The sequence below is a fragment of the Pseudoalteromonas sp. APC 3694 genome (genome assembly GCF_030407565.1).
GTDB classification, from domain to species: Bacteria; Pseudomonadota; Gammaproteobacteria; order Enterobacterales; family Alteromonadaceae; genus Pseudoalteromonas; species Pseudoalteromonas tetraodonis.
The window spans coordinates 58360-76592 of the sequence record NZ_JASDDE010000013.1 but is presented as its reverse complement, the minus strand read 5'-3'; the positions used below and the strand labels follow the sequence as shown (position 1 = coordinate 76592).

The following is an 18233-nucleotide window of genomic DNA, read 5'->3' as shown; positions in this document are numbered from 1 at the left end:
AACTCGTGACCTCGACCTTGGCAAGGTCGCGCTCTACCAACTGAGCTAGTGCCGCTTTGTTTATCTAGGGGCTATGCCCTCTCAACACGGACGCATTCTACAGAGATTATTAAACGCGTCAACACAAAAAATGCTACTTTTGAACTGTTTGATTATTTTTTATCTAAAATGGTGCGTTATTAGACGTTTACAATCAATTTTTGGTCAATTCTGCCCATGCTGCAACTAAATATTGCACCATAGAGCTAAGCGTTAAAAACGTCGCTATGTAAAGTAAGCCATAGCTTAAATACATCATCCAGGTATCGTACTGCCAAATTAGGCCAATAATGGCTAACATTTGCGCTGCGGTTTTTAATTTACCCATATCGGACACAGCCACATTGCCGCGTTTGCCTTGCTCAGCCATCCATTCTCGTAGCGCCGATATAACAATTTCACGGCTTATAATAATAAGCGCAGGAATAGTCATATACAAAGATTGATAATGCTCAGATAAAGCAACCAAGGCAGCGCACACCATTACTTTATCAGCAACAGGGTCTAAAAACGCACCAAAAGGCGTTGATTGTTCAAGCTTACGCGCTAAATAGCCATCGAGTATGTCTGTGATTGAAGCAAGCCAAAAAATAAAGGCAGCAACAAAGAATGCCCATGAATAAGGCATATAAAATATCACCAAAAAAATGGGGATAAGAAAGAGTCTAAACGTTGTGAGTGTGTTTGGAATATTCCACATAACTACTTGGATATGTCTTTTTTTCTATATTCGCACATAGGGCTAGCCCTTGTCATGCAAATGGTTAAATATCTTCTCAGCCATGTCAGGACTGATCCCAGGAACTTTCTTTAGCTGTTCTATATTAGCAGCTTTTACGCCTTGCATGCCCCCTAAATATTTTAATAATGTTTGTCGACGCTTGGAACCAACGCCATCTATTTCTTCTAATAACGACTGAGTACGTTGTTTTTGGCGCTTGTTACGGTGCCCTGCAATTGCAAAACGATGCGATTCATCCCGAATATGCTGAATCAAATGCAGTGCGGGTGCATCAGAATCCATAGGTATAGTTTTACGCCCGCCGTCAATAAGTAAAGTTTCAAGGCCTGGTTTACGGCTAGTGCCTTTTGCAACCCCAACTAATAGTGGCATTTTTGCATGCGGCCAGTTTTCAAAGTATTGTTCTGCCCTACCTAATTGGCCTTTACCACCATCAATAAAAATAACATCAGGAATTTTCTCCTCATCAACCAACTTGTTGTAACGTTTGTTTAGTGCAAACTCCATAGCGGCGTAATCATCACCACCGGTAATACCGGTCACGTTATAACGACGATACTCTTTATTGTTAGGGCCTTGAGAATCAAATACAACACAACTGGCCACGGTGTTTTCACCCATGGTGTGACTGATATCAAAACATTCCATGCGATTAATGTCATCAAGACGCAAGGTAGCCTTTAATTGCGCATAACGCTTGTTTATAGAGTCTTGAGTGCTTTGCTTAACCGTAATACTATTTAATGCGTTTTTATTGGCTAACTGTAAGTACTGTGCTCGCTCACCACGAGTAACCACTTTAAGCGATACTTTACGTTCACTAATTTGAGTTAGTGCTTCGCTGAGCGCATCACTTTCTTCTATTTCAAATGGTAAGATGATTTCTTTGGCAATGCGCCCTGTTGCTCCCGGTGCTAAGTAATATTGGCCTAAGAAAGAGGTTAAGATTTCCTGCTCCTGTGAGTCTTTAGGCACCTTTGGAAAATAAGTTTTACTACCCAGCACTTTATGATCACGGATCATTAATAGATGAATCCCATTTAAGCCATTTAAATGAGCAAAACCTACAACATCCATTTCAGCAAAATTACCTGAGATAGACTGCTGCTCCTGCATTTTACGCAATAGCATAATTTGGTCGCGAACTTTAGCTGCGAGTTCAAAATTAAGCTGCTCACTGGCTTTTTCCATTTTAGCGATAAGATCAGCTATTACTTCATGGGATTTACCGGTTAAAAATTTACGGACATAATCAACTTGCTGCGCGTATTCATCTTCAGAGACTTTATTAACACACGGCGCAGAGCAACGTTTTAATTGGTATTGCAAGCATGGCCGACTACGCGCACGGTAGTAAGCGTCTTCACATTGACGTACCGGAAATATTTTTTGCATTAAGCGCAAACTTTCTGAAACCGCCCCCGCGCTTGGAAACGGGCCAAAATATTCGCCTTTTACTTTTCTGCTACCACGATGAAAGGCTAAGCGAGGGTGCTTATGATTAGTGAGCAGTATATAAGGGTACGACTTATCATCACGTAACAGAATATTATAACGTGGCTGATATTTTTTAATGAGGTTGTTTTCGAGCAGTAAAGCTTCTGTTTCTGTATTAGTAAGTGTGACTTCAATATTACAAATATTACTCACTAAAACACGGGTTTTACTGTCGGTAATATTGCTGCGAAAGTAACTGCTCACCCGCTTTTTTAAACTTTTAGCTTTACCGACATAAATAACTTGGTTGTCATTATCGAGCATGCGATAAACGCCAGGCTCACTCGATAATGTTTTTAAAAACTGGGCATGATCAAATTCAGACATATATATCGACTAGTAAGAGATATCTATATCAATCATTTTGTAACGTATGGCTAAATGAGTAAGCTCTACATCGCCTCCTACGTTTAGCTTTTCAAACATACGATAACGATAACTGTTTACTGTTTTAGAGCTTAAATTTAAGCGCTCAGCAATATCCTGTGCTTTTTCACCTTTGGTGATCATTAGCATTATTTGTAGTTCACGCTCAGACAAACTTTGAAATGGGTTTTCATCGGTACGCCCGGTTACCTGTGCAAGTGCAATCTGTTGCGCTATTTCTGGCGCAATATAACGTTGCCCTGCATGCACGCAACGTATAGCACGCACCATTTCATCAGACCCTGCCCCCTTGGTTAAAAAGCCATGAGCACCAATTTGCATGACCTTACTTGGAAATGGGTCTTCACAATTAACTGTAAGCACAATAATTTTTACATCGGGACAATAACGGCAAACCTTTTTAGTTGCCTCAAGCCCGCCCATACCAGGCATGTTCATATCCATTAATACTATATTTGGCGCATGTTGACGACAAAACTGCACAGCCTCTTCGCCTGTTTTAGCTTCACCTATTACTTTAAAACCACGTATATCATCAAGAATACGTCTGATCCCTGTGCGCACAAGTTCATGGTCATCAACTAAAAGTACGTTAATCAATGGAACACCCTCACTAGCCTAATAAGATGCAAGTTAACAAAATTAATTCTCAACATTAGCATAGATACGACGAAACCATAACTAATATTATGCTTTCGTAATCGGTCTTTATGACCGATATGATTAAAAGCGTATTTACCTACAGCAGGTAAATACCCCCCAATGATTTATGCTGACGCCTTTTCACTAAAACGATCTACCCATAAAGCAATAATACCATCGCCAGTTACATTACACGCAGTGCCGAAGCTATCTTGCGCTAGGTAAAGTGCAATCATTAGTGCCACCGCACCTTCATTGAAACCAAGCATGCTAGTTAATAAACCTAACGCCGACATTACCGCACCACCTGGGGCGCCTGGCGCTGCAATCATCACTACACCTAACATCATAATGAATGGCAACATAGCCATTAGTGAAGGTACTTCCATGCTAGGCGATAAAAACATTACAGCCATAGCACAGGTAACTATTGTAATTGTTGAACCTGACAAATGAATAGTGGCGCATAATGGCACTGTAAAGTTAGCTACATCCTCTTTAACGTTATTTGCTTTACTTGATTGCAAAGATACTGGAATGGTTGCCGCGCTCGACATGGTTCCTAATGCAGTAAAGTACGCAGGTAACATATTTTTAATTAGCTCAATAGGATTACGCTTAAGTAATAGGCCTGAGGTAATGTATAAAACACTCAACCATAACCAATGCATCACTAACGCAGCAATAAGTACTACACCAAATGCTTGTAATGTATCAACAACGGTGCCTGCTACGGTCATTTCAGCAAATACACCTGCAATGTAAAATGGTAATGCCGGAATAATTACTTTTGAAAGTAAACCATCAATAATATCGCGCCCCTGATCCGACACAGTTTTTAATGTGTCTAAGCCAAGCTGGCTCATACCAATACCAAATACAAATGCTGTGACTAAAGCAGTCATTACACCCATTAATGGTGGAATTTCTAAGTCAATAAAGCTACCTACTTCGGTCACTGCTTCAGCTTCAAATGAAATACCGCCGCTTAAAAACGGAATAACCGCCGTCACTAATAAAAACGCTAAAGTACCAGCTATAATTGTTGAGCCATACGCAAAACCCACCGTTTTTCCCAGTAGATGCCCTGATCCTTTAGGAAGCCCGGCAATCCCAGAGGCAATAAAAAATAAAATAATCAGTGGAATTGTAAAACTAATAAGCTGGCCGATAAGTTCTTTTACTGTATATAAAAGCTCAACGCCAGTTAAGGGAATATAGAGCCCGACTAAGATACCGGCCACAATACCGGTAATTAATTTTAAAATTAACTTCATGGTGATTACTTTATTGAATTTAGATAATGTGTTTTTACCATGTTTTGAATAGTTTGTGTCAATAAACTGTTCAACCGCAGTTCATTTGCACAATTAACCAACAAAATATAAGTGTGTTGTGTTGATTTGTTTAAATAACGACTACATAAAGAAAAGATAAAGTACAAAGTTAAAAACGAACAAATGATTTCAAGTTCGCCTTTTTAATAACTAAAAAATTAACAGATTGAGTTTTTAGTTCAATCCGTTATAAGCGTAATTAATATATGTTATAGCCAAAGCTTACTTTAACTTTTTTTATCTCACAGTAAAGTAGGCTTATAAAGTTAACAGAATAGCTGTTAACGTGTTGATCAGATTGTACCTAAAGGAACATTATGTCTACTATTTTTGAAGATAACTCACTAAGCATCGGTAACACACCGTTGGTAAAACTTAACCGTGTTACAGGTGGGAATGTATACGCTAAAGTTGAATCACGAAATCCTAGCTTTAGTATTAAATGCCGTATTGGTGCATCAATGATTTGGGAAGCTGAAAAATCAGGTCAACTTACCAAAGACAAAGAACTTATAGAGCCAACATCAGGCAATACCGGTATTGCATTGGCATTTGTAGCTGCTTCTCGCGGTTACAAGTTAACGCTTACAATGCCAAACACCATGAGCTTAGAACGTCGTAAACTATTAAAGGCACTCGGTGCTAACCTAGTGCTCACCGATGGCGCTAAAGGCATGAATGGTGCTATTGCAAAGGCCAAAGAAATTCAAGCAGCAGACCCAGATAAGTTTATTTTGCTACAACAATTCGAAAACCCTGCAAACCCTAAAATTCACTTTGAAACAACAGGCCCAGAAATCTTTGATGCACTTGATGGCAAAATCGATTTCTTTGTTGCAGGTGTTGGTACAGGCGGAACTATCACAGGTGTAAGCCGTTATCTTAAAAAAGAAAAAGGCTTAAATGTAAAATCAATCGCTGTAGAGCCAAGCCACTCTCCGGTAATTAGCCAAACACTTGCTGGTGAAGAAGTAAAACCTGGGCCACATAAGATTCAAGGTATTGGTGCAGGCTTTATTCCTGGGAATTTAGACCTATCAATAATTGATGGTGTAGAGCAAGTCTCTAATGAAGAATGTATAGCAATGTGTCACGAACTAATGAAAAAAGAAGGGATTTTAGTTGGTATTTCATCAGGTGCAGCCGTGGTTGCAGCAAAGCGTATTGCTGAGCGTCCTGAAAATGCAGATAAAAATATTGTGGTTATTTTGCCAAGTGCAACAGAGCGTTACTTATCAAGCCCGATGTTTGACGAAGAGTTTAGCGAACAAGAGCTTGTGCAATAATCAAGCGTTCTGATTAAAAAAGGATGTTTTTTAACATCCTTTTTTATTGCTTTTTTAATAAGTTACTATCTATTTAGTCTACTCCTCTTTACATCTTCTCCATTCCATCACACACTTCATATATAAGTAATCAACCTGACCAAATATGAAAACAATTTTAACCATTTTTGTACTCATATTTAGTATTTTGATCGTTGGCTGTAATGAAAATACTAGACCTAAAGAGCAGTACATTGACAATGATCGTCCAGGCGACACTGCTACTGTGTATTTTGATGCGCTTTATAACCAGCATAATTTGCAAAAAGCCTGCGATTTCGCAACGCCTAAATTAGCCCGCATAATGAAATCGTATGGGACGGCCAAACAGTTTGCGCGTAGTCTTATTAATTTACAATACGATGAAGTGGTAATTGAAATTGATATGTCAAATTCAAGCCTGCGAGAACAGTATGGCAATCAGGCTAAAATAAACATTGTGTTTACCGGTTACTTAAATGGTAAAAAAATCGATGATTTCCGTAGTATCGAAATGCTTAAAATAAAAGGTAAGTGGTACGTAGATAAAATCATCGCCGATCCTTACGGGCGCTGATCAGTCATTCAGAGCCTTAGTAACAGTAACCGTATATTCGGGCTTAAAAAATACACAACATAAAAAAAGCCTTAAATCATAAATTTAAGGCTTTTTTTATTATCTACTTTATTATAATCCAGTGTTAAATGTCTTCAGGTTTAAAGTTATCAACCGCAATAGCCTGCATTCTTAGCTTATTGGCATGATGCATTGCTTCACCATCAACCTTCGTTACGAGCTCGTGTTCAAGTGCGTAATCAATCGCTTGTTCAGTATCATAGGTGACAGGCACCTTGCCTTTTCGTTGCCACTGTTTTAACTGCTTAAATTGATTGTGCATATCGTGCATTGCTAAAAAAGCATTTTCCATAACACCCGTTCCGGCATTCTCATCAACGTAACACAAATGGGTAAGCCTATTTCTAAATACGCCTGGTTGAGTCATGTGTTCACAAATACTTTGTGAAGTGGCATCACTTGGTTTGTGATAATGATTACCTAATGGAAAAACAATACGCTTAAGTGCAAAGTTAACCACCGGGTTAGAGAAATTTTTAAAGAAGCCGTCAAATGCTTGACCTATTTCATACAATGACGTCTCTATTGCATACTTAACAAAAGGTAAATCAGCTTGTTGGCGCCCTTCATCTTCAAAACGTTTTAACACGGTAGAAGCAATATACAAATGACTTAATACATCGCCTAAACGTGCCGATATCATTTCTTTGCGTTTAAGTTCACCACCTAACATCAACATTGCAACATCCGTTGTAAACGCCAATCCTCGGCTCATTCTACCTAATTGTTTATAATAGTCGGCCGTCTCTCCACACACAGGCGCTTTAGCAAAGTAGCTGCGAGTTAAACCATGCACCAAGGCCATACTTGCATTACTCAGTGCAAATACAATGTGCTTCATTAACAAGCCATCAAATTGCTCAAGTGCAGCATCATCGTCATCCATTGCTGCAGCTTCCATTTCTTTTAACACAAAAGGATGACAACGGGTTGCACCTTGGCCAAATATCATAAGGTTACGGGTAAGAATATTAGCGCCCTCTACGGTAATAGAGACGGGAATACCCATATAACCGTGTGCTAAATAGTTATTAGGCCCAACCTGAATCCCTTTACCTGCATGAATGTCCATTGCATCATTCATTATCGTTCGACCCATTTCGGTCATGTGGTACTTTGCAATAGCAGTCACTACTGACGGGCTAAGTTTTAAATCAATTGCACCTGCGGTCATTAATCGGCATGATTCCAATGCATAAGTTAGCCCGCCAATACGTGCTAACCCTTCTTGTACGCCTTCAAATTGCCCAATTGACACACCAAACTGTTGGCGAACAACAGAGTAAGCCGAGGTCATTTTAGCCGCTAAATGCCCTGTTGCAGTGCTTAATGCCGGTAACGAAATACCACGCCCTGCGCTTAAACACTCTACTAGCATGCGCCAACCGCGCCCTGCCCCTTGCTGGCCACCTATAATCCAATCAAGCGGAATAAATACATCCTTACCGTACGTTGTGCCATTCATAAACGCCATGTTAAGTGGGTAATGACGCTCTCCTGCTTTAACACCTGGGTGATCAGTTGGAATAAGTGCACACGTTATTCCGAGCTCTTTTTCATCGCCTAACAATCCATCTGGATCGTACATTTTAAATGCAAGCCCTAACACAGTCGCCACAGGCGCAAGGGTAATGTAACGTTTTGACCAATTTAAACGCAGTCCCAACACTTCCTTACCATCATGCTCGCCTTTGCACACCACGCCAGAATCAGGAATACTGCCAGCATCTGAGCCAGCCTCAGGGCCCGTTAATGCAAAACAAGGTACATCGTCACCTTTTGCAAGGCTAGGTAACCAACGATTTTGTTGCTCAGTTGTTCCGTAATGCAGTAATAACTCACCAGGACCTAAGCTATTGGGTACCATGACCGTCACGGCGGCCGTTAAGCTTTTAGTCGCAATTTTTGACACTATGGTGGAATTAGCAATAGCAGAGAATTCAAGACCCCCAAATTTTTCTGGGATGATCATTGCAAAAAACCCTTCGGTTTTTAAAAAGTCCCACACCTCTTTAGGTAAATCTTTGTCTTTTTGTACAATTTTATAGTCATCAAGCATGGCTAATAAAGTTTCAACTTGATTATCTAAAAATGCAGTTTCTTTTTCACTTAACTGCGGACGCGGATAGTTGTGTAATTTTTGCCAATCAGGCTCACCACTAAATAACTCGCCATCCCACCAAATATCACCCGCTTCCATGGCTTCTCGCTCTGTTTGCGATAATGGCGGCAACACCTTTTTAAACATCTTAAAAGTAGGTCGAGTAATTAAATTAAGGCGGATATCTTTAATAGCAAATACCACGATCACCACAACCAGTAATATAATAAATACTGACATGAGCACATTCCTTTTATAGTTATAAAAACACTGATTTAATTATGACCGATCTTAATTTAAATACAATGGGGTGTCAGAGGAGTGCCACTAAATGATGAGCCGATTCTATTGTAATTAAAATATAACGATAAAGTAGAGTTACGCATTTATTACGCACAGCAAAAAGCCCACAAAATGCGGGCTTTTTACTACTTAACTGGTTTTAATTATTTAATTAAAACTGAAAACGCATGTTAGCAAAGTAAGCATCGTTATCTGAGTCATCTGCGTTGTTGCCGTAACCCACTTTTAAACCAATGTTTTTATTGATGAAGTGTTGAGCACCAAAGCTGTAGTTGTCTTCTTTATCGTAAGCTGCAAATACAGAAGTCGCTTTAGAGAAGTAGTAGTTTGTTTCTACGTTCCATTGGTCATCTGCTTCGTCAAGGCTTACAAATGTACCTTCTACTGTTAAGTAGTTACCTTGTTGTAAATCAACAAAGTATTTAGCTGCAACAGCGCGGTAATCAAAGTCGTCATCAGAGGTAAGTGTTACACCTACGTAGTCTGTGCTATTTAACATGTGGTTGTATGCTAAATCAAACAAAGCAAAGTCATCGCCGTCTTTGTTTTCAACAAGCGTTACTTTTGCTAATAAATCAGGGTTAAAGAAGTAGCCACCAGTTAGCTTGTAAAGCTCACCGTTAGAGCCCGAATCTGGGTCAAGGTTTTCGTAAGATGCGCCAACAACAAATTCATTAATAAAGTATTCGCCACCAATGTTAGTAACATCGCCAAAGTCGTCATCAGCATAACCGCCGTAAACGTTAGTTTGTTTATTAATGTACTCAAACTGATCGTACGGACCTAATGTTTTTTTAGGAGATAGGTAATAAATAGAGTCTACAGCAACGGTGTCGTTGTTATCGCTATCTTTGTAGCTTAAATTACTGATTGAATTGTAGCTATCTGCAGCGTGTGCAGCACTTGATAATAAAAGACCTGAAATAATAATTGCTAATTTTTTCATGATGAAACATCCCTATGTACATTGTTTTTGTACTTTAACTACATTGCTAAAGTGGGGGTATGCTAACGCCACGAAACTGAACAAAAACTGAATCAAGCAATTGTATTTGTTAGGGAATTTGTAAGAAAGTGTTGGAGTAATTTATGTTAAAGTAATCGCAACAAGCTGTAAACAATTACTTTAATTTTACACCGATTTTGTTTGTTTCTATAATGAATACTGGCTAATTATCCGATAAACATCATTTATGTTATCACCAGCTTTAAAGTCCTTGCTAATTGGCGTTGGATCTGAACCTACCCATATTTTTAACTCAGCGTCTAAATCAAATTGCCCAGCACTCTCTTTACTGAACTTAGTTATCTTAGAGTAAGCAATACTGATCATTTCCATTTTAGAACCTGTCACACCTTGTTTATCTAATAAAATTAGTCGCTTATTAGTAAAGATAAACATATCACGGACAACTTTATACGCCTTTTCAACTCGTTCACCTTCAATAAGGGTATTTGCCAATACTTTTTCTAAATCGGCGTCATCCACTTCACTGGCGTTACCCATTAAACCACTAAATAATCCCATTATAGTTTCTCCTGTTTAAATATTTGATTTTCTAGCGTATGACCATTTACTAACTGCCTATACTGCCAATTATGTTGGTGGCAAAATTGCAATAGCGCGATGTCGAGTGAATCGCTAGTTGGTTGATACTCAATCACATACTCTTTATGTTGGCTCATATAAACACGGCTCACACCCTCAATTGCTTGGAGTTGTTGCTCCACATTTTGATACACTTCACTGAGCATTAAAGTGTAAAAATGCTTATCGGTGTTCACTGCTTTAGTTTGGTGCTCGCTTAATACGCCTTTATCTAAATGTAGTACTTGAGAACATAATCGTTCAAGTTCCGTTAAATCATGAGAGCTTAAAATAAACGTCGCTTGAGACGATAGCTCAGACACCAGCTCCCTGACTTCTCTGGCATGAATCGGATCAAGTCCTGCTGTGGCCTCATCTAACATCACAATTTGCGGTGAGCCAATTAATGCTTGCGCTATGGTTACACGCTTGCGCATACCGTGAGATAAGTCCCCTGCGCGGTTTTTTGCAATTTCGCTAAGGCCCACTAAATCAAGCACACGAAGTGCCTCTACGTGGCTTTGCTTAGTACTCATGCCTTGTAGCTTGGCATAAAAACTAAGTTGTTTATCTATATTAAAACGCGGATCTAGCTGGGCATCTTGTGGTAACGCACTCACTCTATTAAATAAAGCAGCACTACCAGGTTTATGGCCAAGTATTTCAAGCTCACCTATGATAGGTGCGATATAGCCACACAACAAACTAAATAAAGTGGTCTTCCCTGCGCCATTAGGGCCAACTAATGCAACTGGCGCGCCTTTTTGAATCTCGAAATTCACATTATTTAGGGCCAGTTTTGAGCCGTACGATTTACTTAAATTACGCCCTGTTATTAATGATTTCATAGTGAGCTCCTTGCAAAAATACGTTGAGCAACCACAAGTAGCACCGCTGTTTGCACAAGTGGAATAGCTAATGCGCTCAGTAACGGTAAGTTTTGTCCCGCTAATAGCTCTATTTGCACACCAGGGAATAAATAATCAAGCACACTTAATGCGGGTATTTGCCACTCTAGTAATCCAACAATAATGCCACCGGCTGTAAAATATAAAATGGCTAACACAATAGATAAGCGAGATGAGCTCGCAAAAGTATTAATTAAGCTCATTAAGGCTACAAACGGCGAAAAAGTAACTATGAGTATTAAAAATATTGAAACAGCACGACCAAGGCCACCAGCAAGTAAGCTCGGCTCGCGAAACCCGAGCACCGCCAATGTCGCTACCAATGTAATGCCAACTAAACAGGTTAGTACCGCTAGCTGCCCTAAAAATCGACCAAAGAGTATTTCAAAGCGGGTTGAGCGCAGTGATAAAAACCTTAAAGTCCCCCTCTCTCTGTCACCCACAGTTTGATCACTACAAATAAATAAGCTAAAAACAGGAAAACTATACAAAGCAATTAGCCAATACATAGCAAATTCGGCTTCAGGCCAATCAAGTAACTTATTTAATCCAATAGAGCCGGAAATATCACGGGCTATTTGTTCAAAATCGGGGGAGCTGATAATGCCCACTGCCTGCCCTATGGGGTAACGTAAAATAACAAGCCACACTAGCGCAAAAGCCGCCAGTGCAATAAGTCCTCGTTTAGTTAAAAACATACGTATAAGCTCAAAACCCGCAATTTGAGTTAAGCGCCCTACGTTTATTGGTAATGGTGTTGCCATTGACTATCCTTAATGACGTTGTTCATGCTTTAAAATAAGCGTTATTTAACAACACTAAGTGTAAACACGTTGAATTGCTAGCAAAAAAAGCCTACTCAGAGGTAGGCTTTGTAACAAATAATGTAATTTAAACAATTAGTAATTATAAATGTTGCTCATAAATAGCTAATGCTTGCTGTAAGTCGGCAATTAAATCTTCAGCATCTTCTAAGCCAATGTGCAAACGAATAACAGGTCCATGCTCCCATCCTGTTTGCGAGCGCAGCCCTTTCATTGATAGGTTTGCCGTTACTAAGCTCTCAAAGCCCCCCCAAGAAAAGCCCATTTTGAAATGTTGTAAGCTATCTAAAAAAGCATCTATGGCGTGTTGATTACCCGCTTTCATTACAAACGAAAATAAACCATTACTGCCGTCAAAATCGCGTTTGAAAAATTCATGGCCTGGGCATGTTGTAAACGCAGGATGGCGAATATGATCAACTAACTCGTGCTGCTCTAACCATTTAGCAACCTCAATAGCCGCTTTTTCATGCTGATTTAATCGCACTGCCATGGTACGCAAGCCTCGTAGTGCTAAATACGCATCATCTGCACTGGTGCATTGCCCGAGTAAATAAGAGTGTTCACGAAGTGTTGGCCAATATTTTTTATTCGCTACAGCTACGCCCATCATCACATCTGAATGACCTACAATATATTTGGTTGCCGCTTGAATACTAATATCAACACCGTGTTCAAGCGGTCGATAATGTAAGCCATTTCCATAGGTATTATCGAGTATTGTCATTAACTGATGTTCATGTGCCACTTGCACCATAGCGGGAACATCTTGAATTTCCATGGTAATTGAACCCGGAGATTCTAAAAACAACACTTTGGTATTGTCTTGAATGTACTCTTTTATATCTGCGCCAATCATGGGCGGATAATAGGTCGTAGTAATGCCCAGCCCCGCTAAAATCTTGTCGCAAAAATCACGGGTTGGCTCGTAAACAGTATCCACTATTAAAATATGATCACCGGACTTTAAAAACGATAACAATGTTTGGCTTATCGCTGCCGCGCCACATGGGTATAAGGCACAGCCTTCACCCCCTTCGAGTTCAGTAATTGCCTCTTGCAGGGCAAAATGCGTAGTGGTGCCACGACGGCCATAAAATAACGTTTTATCACCGCGTGTTTTAGCCGCTTCTTTAAGCTCACTCACCGAATCAAATACAATCGTTGAAGCGCGCTGTACCACAGGATTGACTACGCCATGGGTGTACGCTTTTTTGCGCCCTGATGAGACTAACTGAGTATTTTTATTCTTGCTCGACATGATTCATCCTTCTATCTGAGTACGCCAATATTCAATTAAATAACGCGAAATTGAATCAGCTCTAGGTAGCTTTAAATGCTCCCCTTGATGGTGCCAATCTTTAAATTGCGCAAGTTCTTCGCGAGAAAACCACTTTGCATCTTCAAGTTCATCTTGCTCTGTGCTTATTTCATCACTGCTTGCTGTGGCAATAAAACCTAGCATAATTGACGAAGGAAACGGCCAAGGTTGCGAAGCAATATATTCAGCTTTTTCCACAGTAATACCCGCCTCTTCTTTTACTTCTCGGATCACGGTTTGTTCAAGGGTTTCACCAGGGTCAACAAAGCCTGCAAGCGATGAATACAATCCTTTTGGCCAAGTTGCTTGGCGACCCAATAAGCAGCGTTCAATCCCATCAGAAAATGTTTTAGTTACTACCATAATAACCGCAGGATCGGTACGCGGAAAAGTCTGGTGCAAACACGCAGGATTGTCGCATAATCGAGAGTGACCCGCTTCAACTAAGTGATTTTTGGTACCACAACGACCACAAAAACTATGAGTGGCATGCCAGTAACACAACCCACGGGCAAGCGCTGCATTTGAGCCATCTTCAAGCGCCACCTGTGTACCAAACTGGCGAATATCTGCAAACTGGGCGCCATCAATAATCGTTGCTAATAACGACTCGTCGAGTGCGGTTACATCTAGCGCAAATACGGCATTATCCTGTTTATTTGAACCTAAAAAAATAGCCTGCGTTAAATCTAAATGTGCCACCTGTAGGTAAGCCAAATACACCACCTCAGGGCTACTGTTAGCAAATAAGGTGTGATTGCCTTTAACTAAAAGCCATAAGCTGTCTGCTGTTTTTTTTGCGTCTACCCAAGTAGGGTCTTTGCGCGCATTTGAGCCTCTGTCTAATGGCATATTACTGTAGTTAAGCATGTAATTCCTTGATACTAATTGATTCTTAAAATTACCATAATCATCCACTAAACCCAATTTATTACCGCCATAAAAAAAGCCTAAATTAGGCTTAATTAATCTATGTACCCGTTGTATTAAAAATGCTCATGTTGAAGGTGGGCATTCTGCTCAAAAATACACCGAACCAACGCAGCGCTTAGACTTTTTAAAGTAGTAACTGATTGTCAATTAAATGAAATTGCTCAGCACTTTGCTTAAGTACCTCTGCGGTTAATTTATCAGCACCGTATACATCACACGGAACATTGTATTGATTTTTTAAGTGCCCCAGTAATAACGCAAAGTCACCGTCACCCGAGAGTAAAATAACCTTATCAAGCTGCTTTCCCTGCTCTAGCATATCTATGGTTATACCTACATCCCAATCGCCTTTGGCACTGCCGTCACGGCGTTGAATAAAGGGTTTTAGTTTTACTTCAAAGCCAATAGCGCGCAAAATATTTTGAAACTGATTTTGCTTTTCATCACCTCGGTATATTGCATAAGCAAACGCACATTTAATATCGTATTGTTGCTCTATCATTCGCCAAAAGGCATTGTAATCAAAGTTTTTACCGTGGCTTTCGCGACAGGTGTAATAAATATTTTGTACATCGACAAAAATACCTACACGAGGTTTACTGCTTTGTTGTGAGGTCATTATTATGTCCTAATGAGTGATACTTGCAATTGCGTGTTAAGTAACCTAAATTAGTTACCAAACCCAAAGTAACCAATTATAGTTACATTTAACAATGTAACCTAATTTAGTTACATATAAATAATTTATCTGGATTTTTATGATTGGTGTGATCAGCGGCGATATTATTAAATCGCAAAAAATACCTAAACAACAATACGATGCCATGCTTTATCAGCTAGAGCAAAGTTTACGTGCAAATTGTAATAAAACAACATCTTGGGATATTTACCGTGGGGATGCATTTCAGCTGCAAGTAGAAAAAAGTGAACAGCTAGTTACCACCGCTATTCTTATCTACCTACAGCTAAAATCTGCCGGCTATGAACTGCGCCAAAGCATGGCGTTGGGGCACATAGATAACCCTGGTAAGAGTATAAAAACGGCCACAGGCTCTGCGTTTACTCTCTCTGGTCATGAGCTAGATAAAATGACAAACCAGCGTTTTACATTTGCTATTGCAAAGCAACCAGTTGATGAGAGCTTTAAGCTAAACCTAGCGTTTGTTGATGTATTGCTGTGTAAAATAACTCAAAAACAAGCAAACGCTTTGTATGTATATTTAACCCATACTAATAACAACCATGCAGCATTAGCTAAAGAGCTCAATACCAGCCGCGAAAACGTTACTAAGCTGCTTAATCTTGCTAACTATCAGCTGATAGAACGATTTATTTTACATGCACAACAACAGCTTAAAAGCATACAGCAAGGACATGACTAATGGAGTTTTCACTATTACTCGTTGCACTGATTATTGGCCACTTACTCGCTGATTTTTATTGGCAACCCATGAGCTGGGTAAACGACAGAAACACCCGTCATTTTAAAGCAAAAAAACTTTACTACCATGTATTGGTTCACGGAATTACCAGTGCAGTCGTTGTGGCACTTTGGGAATATAGTTTTGGCTGGCAACAATTAGGCAGCGTATTACTGGCGACCGGCATTATTATGATCAGTCACTACTTTATTGATATTGCTAAATCGTATTCAAATAAAGGCGTAGTGCCTTTTTTATTAGACCAAATTGCCCATATCACCGTCCTTATTGTGATAAGCATTTGGCTCACTGATAATCAGCAATTTACTAACAATTTTATGGCGTTATTGTTCAACGAAAAAGTGCTGTGGGTTATAACTGGTTACCTTATTATTTTAAGTCCCAGTGCGGTATTTATAAGAATGATGTTAGAGCGTTTAACTAATCACTTTTCAAGTGATGGTAGTCTCCCTTTAGCAGGACAAAGTATTGGTATGCTCGAACGAGTACTTATGCTGACATTTATTTTATTAGATCAGTTTGCTGGGCTTGGGTTTTTAATTGCCGCCAAATCCGTGTTTAGATTTGGCGACTTAAGTGCCAGCAAAGATAAACAACTCACGGAATATGTGATGCTAGGCACGTTACTGAGTGTTAGCGTTACGCTGTTTGTTGGCCTAGGCATTAATTACTTACTGATAAATTAAAAACAAAAAAAGCGCTAACCTTAAAGCTAGCGCTTTTTTTGCAGCTGCGTTTAACTAAACGCAGTGACAATTAGTCGTTATTTGCTGGACGACGACGGCGTTGACCACTGCCCCCAACCGATTGACGCTTTGCCCATGGGTTTTGTGCATTTTCATCGGTTTTAGCTGCTGGCTTTTTAGAGCCACCACGACGTGGGCCCGTACCATTGCCACCATTGTTAGGCTTTTTACTATTAGGCTTGCTGCTATCTGATTTAGGCTTATTAAATGGTTGTTTTTTCTTTGGCTTTTTAGCAGGCAGTGGGCGAGCATCGAGTGCGCGCTCAGCAACAGGGTTAGCCGGTTCAAAGCCTTCTTCTTCAGCACGAGGAATTAACTCGCCAATAAAGCGTTCAATACCGTATAAATCTACTGCATCGTCGACCGTTACAAACGAAATGGCATGCCCTGATGCACCCGCACGACCAGTTCGGCCAATACGGTGGACATAATCTTCATATACATTAGGTAAGTCGTAGTTAACTACGTGTGGAAGCTCAACAATATCTAAACCACGGGCAACAATATCAGTTGCCACTAATACGCGCACTTCACCGCTTTTAAAGCCTTCCAATGCTTTAACACGTGCACCTTGAGATTTATTACCATGGATTGCTGCGCCAACAATATCATCGCGTTCAAGTTGCTTAACTAAACGATTAGCACCGTGTTTAGTACGGCTAAATACCAGTACTTGTTGCCAATCATTGCTACGAATTAAATGGCTTAATAAGGCCGTTTTTCGCGCTTTATCGACAGCGTACACGCATTGAGTCACGCTTTTAGCAGTGGTGTTTTTGGCAGCGACTGAAATTTCAACCGGATCGTTAATTAACCCTTTGGCCAATGCACGAATGTCGTCAGAAAAGGTGGCTGAGAACATTAAGTTTTGACGTTTTTCAGGCATTTTTGCAATTAAGCGTTTAATGTCGTGGATAAAGCCCATGTCTAACATACGGTCGGCTTCATCTAAAACCAGTACTTCAACGCTATCAAACTTAACTGCGTTTTGATTATGTAAATCAATTAAACGCCCAGGTGTGGCCACTAAAATATCAACCCCTTTGCGCAGGCGCTGCATTTGTGGGTTAATTTTAACACCACCGTAAACAACAAACGAACTCACGTTTGAATGCTTAGCGTACTCTTCAACGTTTTCGCTTACTTGCAACGCAAGCTCACGGGTTGGCGTTAAAATAAGCGCACGAACATGATTACTTTTTGCTTTAGTGCCCGACGATAAACGCTCAATTAGTGGCAAAGTAAAACCAGCAGTTTTACCGGTACCAGTTTGCGCTGCAGCCATTACATCGCGACGTGCAATAATTGCTGGGATAGCTTGAGCCTGAATAGGCGTTGGCGTTTCATAGCCCTTTTCTAAAACCGCATTAACTAAAGACTGTGATAAACCTAAACCATCAAAACTCATATAAACTCTCTATTTCAAATTAGGCCAAAGTGGCCAGTTGCGCGCATTATACCTTTAGTGGCTCAGAATGCATG

At 40.0% G+C, this 18233-nt stretch carries 17 protein-coding genes; 4 read left to right on the top strand and 13 right to left on the bottom strand.

Translation table 11 applies throughout. The features are described from left to right. Positions 1 to 193: 193 nt before the first annotated feature. From pgsA to QMA00_RS07115, 4 genes are all read right to left on the bottom strand, one after another. A complete protein-coding gene (pgsA, locus tag QMA00_RS07130; protein ID WP_013464594.1) occupies positions 194 to 739 on the bottom strand; it encodes a CDP-diacylglycerol--glycerol-3-phosphate 3-phosphatidyltransferase in 546 nt (181 codons plus the stop codon). 42 nt (positions 740 to 781) lie between these two features. Continuing rightward, positions 782 to 2605 (bottom strand): excinuclease ABC subunit UvrC, encoded by a 1824-nt coding sequence (uvrC, locus tag QMA00_RS07125; RefSeq protein WP_036983092.1) that lies wholly within the window; start codon positions 2603 to 2605, stop codon positions 782 to 784. A 9-nt stretch (positions 2606 to 2614) separates the two neighbouring features. Then, positions 2615 to 3265, bottom strand: a complete 651-nt coding sequence (uvrY, locus tag QMA00_RS07120; protein WP_013464592.1) for a UvrY/SirA/GacA family response regulator transcription factor — start codon at positions 3263 to 3265, stop codon at positions 2615 to 2617. A 167-nt stretch (positions 3266 to 3432) separates the two neighbouring features. Continuing rightward, positions 3433 to 4584, bottom strand: a complete 1152-nt coding sequence (locus QMA00_RS07115) for a dicarboxylate/amino acid:cation symporter (protein WP_076921641.1) — start codon at positions 4582 to 4584, stop codon at positions 3433 to 3435. A 377-nt stretch (positions 4585 to 4961) separates the two neighbouring features. Here QMA00_RS07115 and cysK point away from each other — a divergent pair, with 377 nt between their 5' ends. Together cysK and QMA00_RS07105 are read left to right on the top strand one after the other, a co-directional pair. Further along, positions 4962 to 5930 (top strand): cysteine synthase A, encoded by a 969-nt coding sequence (cysK, locus tag QMA00_RS07110; RefSeq protein ID WP_013464591.1) that lies wholly within the window; start codon positions 4962 to 4964, stop codon positions 5928 to 5930. A gap of 145 nt (positions 5931 to 6075) precedes the next feature. Continuing rightward, complete coding sequence (locus QMA00_RS07105) at positions 6076 to 6525, top strand: hypothetical protein (protein WP_076921639.1); 450 nt, start codon at positions 6076 to 6078, stop codon at positions 6523 to 6525. A gap of 124 nt (positions 6526 to 6649) precedes the next feature. On the opposite strand, the gene QMA00_RS07100 is transcribed toward QMA00_RS07105, so the two are convergent. The 8 genes from QMA00_RS07100 to QMA00_RS07065 form a co-directional block, all read right to left on the bottom strand. Beyond that, entirely contained in the window at positions 6650 to 8926 is a 2277-nt protein-coding gene (locus QMA00_RS07100) for an acyl-CoA dehydrogenase (protein ID WP_290156631.1), read from the bottom strand. A gap of 214 nt (positions 8927 to 9140) precedes the next feature. Then, positions 9141 to 9935 (bottom strand): putative porin, encoded by a 795-nt coding sequence (locus tag QMA00_RS07095; RefSeq protein WP_290156630.1) that lies wholly within the window; start codon positions 9933 to 9935, stop codon positions 9141 to 9143. A 207-nt stretch (positions 9936 to 10142) separates the two neighbouring features. Next, the gene (locus QMA00_RS07090) at positions 10143 to 10517 is read right to left on the bottom strand and encodes a PH domain-containing protein (protein WP_290156629.1); all 375 of its coding nucleotides are present in this window, start codon (positions 10515 to 10517) and stop codon (positions 10143 to 10145) included. After that, positions 10517 to 11425, bottom strand: a complete 909-nt coding sequence (locus tag QMA00_RS07085; RefSeq protein WP_290156628.1) for an ABC transporter ATP-binding protein — start codon at positions 11423 to 11425, stop codon at positions 10517 to 10519. The genes QMA00_RS07090 and QMA00_RS07085 overlap by 1 nt, the downstream gene beginning before the upstream one ends. Then, positions 11422 to 12249, bottom strand: coding sequence for an ABC transporter permease subunit (locus tag QMA00_RS07080; RefSeq protein ID WP_290156627.1), 828 nt, complete (start codon positions 12247 to 12249; stop codon positions 11422 to 11424). Before QMA00_RS07080 ends, QMA00_RS07085 begins: the two co-directional genes overlap by 4 nt. 142 nt (positions 12250 to 12391) lie before the next feature. Beyond that, positions 12392 to 13570, bottom strand: coding sequence for a cystathionine beta-lyase (locus QMA00_RS07075; protein ID WP_076921627.1), 1179 nt, complete (start codon positions 13568 to 13570; stop codon positions 12392 to 12394). A gap of 3 nt (positions 13571 to 13573) precedes the next feature. Further along, a complete protein-coding gene (gene nudC, locus QMA00_RS07070) occupies positions 13574 to 14500 on the bottom strand; it encodes an NAD(+) diphosphatase (RefSeq protein ID WP_076921625.1) in 927 nt (308 codons plus the stop codon). 187 nt (positions 14501 to 14687) lie between these two features. Continuing rightward, positions 14688 to 15182, bottom strand: a complete 495-nt coding sequence (locus QMA00_RS07065; RefSeq protein ID WP_069439921.1) for an NYN domain-containing protein — start codon at positions 15180 to 15182, stop codon at positions 14688 to 14690. Positions 15183 to 15321: 139 nt separating this feature from the next. Between QMA00_RS07065 and QMA00_RS07060 the strand changes: the two genes are divergently transcribed. Together QMA00_RS07060 and QMA00_RS07055 are read left to right on the top strand one after the other, a co-directional pair. After that, entirely contained in the window at positions 15322 to 15945 is a 624-nt protein-coding gene (locus tag QMA00_RS07060; RefSeq protein ID WP_036983119.1) for a hypothetical protein, read from the top strand. Continuing rightward, positions 15945 to 16691, top strand: a complete 747-nt coding sequence (locus tag QMA00_RS07055; protein ID WP_076921623.1) for a DUF3307 domain-containing protein — start codon at positions 15945 to 15947, stop codon at positions 16689 to 16691. Before QMA00_RS07060 ends, QMA00_RS07055 begins: the two co-directional genes overlap by 1 nt. Before the next feature lie 70 nt (positions 16692 to 16761). Here QMA00_RS07055 and QMA00_RS07050 read toward each other — a convergent pair whose 3' ends face one another. Beyond that, the gene (locus QMA00_RS07050) at positions 16762 to 18159 is read right to left on the bottom strand and encodes a DEAD/DEAH box helicase (protein ID WP_076921621.1); all 1398 of its coding nucleotides are present in this window, start codon (positions 18157 to 18159) and stop codon (positions 16762 to 16764) included. Between the last annotated feature and the right edge of the window lie 74 nt (positions 18160 to 18233).

Coding starts and splice junctions, on each gene's coding strand:
- pgsA (WP_013464594.1), bottom strand. CDS start 739: ATGTGGAATATTCCAAACACACTCACAACGTTTAGACTCTTTCTTATC.
- uvrC (WP_036983092.1), bottom strand. CDS start 2,605: ATGTCTGAATTTGATCATGCCCAGTTTTTAAAAACATTATCGAGTGAG.
- QMA00_RS07115 (WP_076921641.1), bottom strand. CDS start 4,584: ATGAAGTTAATTTTAAAATTAATTACCGGTATTGTGGCCGGTATCTTA.
- cysK (WP_013464591.1), top strand. CDS start 4,962: ATGTCTACTATTTTTGAAGATAACTCACTAAGCATCGGTAACACACCG.
- QMA00_RS07105 (WP_076921639.1), top strand. CDS start 6,076: ATGAAAACAATTTTAACCATTTTTGTACTCATATTTAGTATTTTGATC.
- QMA00_RS07100 (WP_290156631.1), bottom strand. CDS start 8,926: ATGTCAGTATTTATTATATTACTGGTTGTGGTGATCGTGGTATTTGCT.
- QMA00_RS07095 (WP_290156630.1), bottom strand. CDS start 9,935: ATGAAAAAATTAGCAATTATTATTTCAGGTCTTTTATTATCAAGTGCT.
- QMA00_RS07090 (WP_290156629.1), bottom strand. CDS start 10,517: ATGGGATTATTTAGTGGTTTAATGGGTAACGCCAGTGAAGTGGATGAC.
- QMA00_RS07085 (WP_290156628.1), bottom strand. CDS start 11,425: ATGAAATCATTAATAACAGGGCGTAATTTAAGTAAATCGTACGGCTCA.
- QMA00_RS07080 (WP_290156627.1), bottom strand. CDS start 12,249: ATGGCAACACCATTACCAATAAACGTAGGGCGCTTAACTCAAATTGCG.
- QMA00_RS07075 (WP_076921627.1), bottom strand. CDS start 13,570: ATGTCGAGCAAGAATAAAAATACTCAGTTAGTCTCATCAGGGCGCAAA.
- nudC (WP_076921625.1), bottom strand. CDS start 14,500: ATGCTTAACTACAGTAATATGCCATTAGACAGAGGCTCAAATGCGCGC.
- QMA00_RS07065 (WP_069439921.1), bottom strand. CDS start 15,182: ATGACCTCACAACAAAGCAGTAAACCTCGTGTAGGTATTTTTGTCGAT.
- QMA00_RS07060 (WP_036983119.1), top strand. CDS start 15,322: ATGATTGGTGTGATCAGCGGCGATATTATTAAATCGCAAAAAATACCT.
- QMA00_RS07055 (WP_076921623.1), top strand. CDS start 15,945: ATGGAGTTTTCACTATTACTCGTTGCACTGATTATTGGCCACTTACTC.
- QMA00_RS07050 (WP_076921621.1), bottom strand. CDS start 18,159: ATGAGTTTTGATGGTTTAGGTTTATCACAGTCTTTAGTTAATGCGGTT.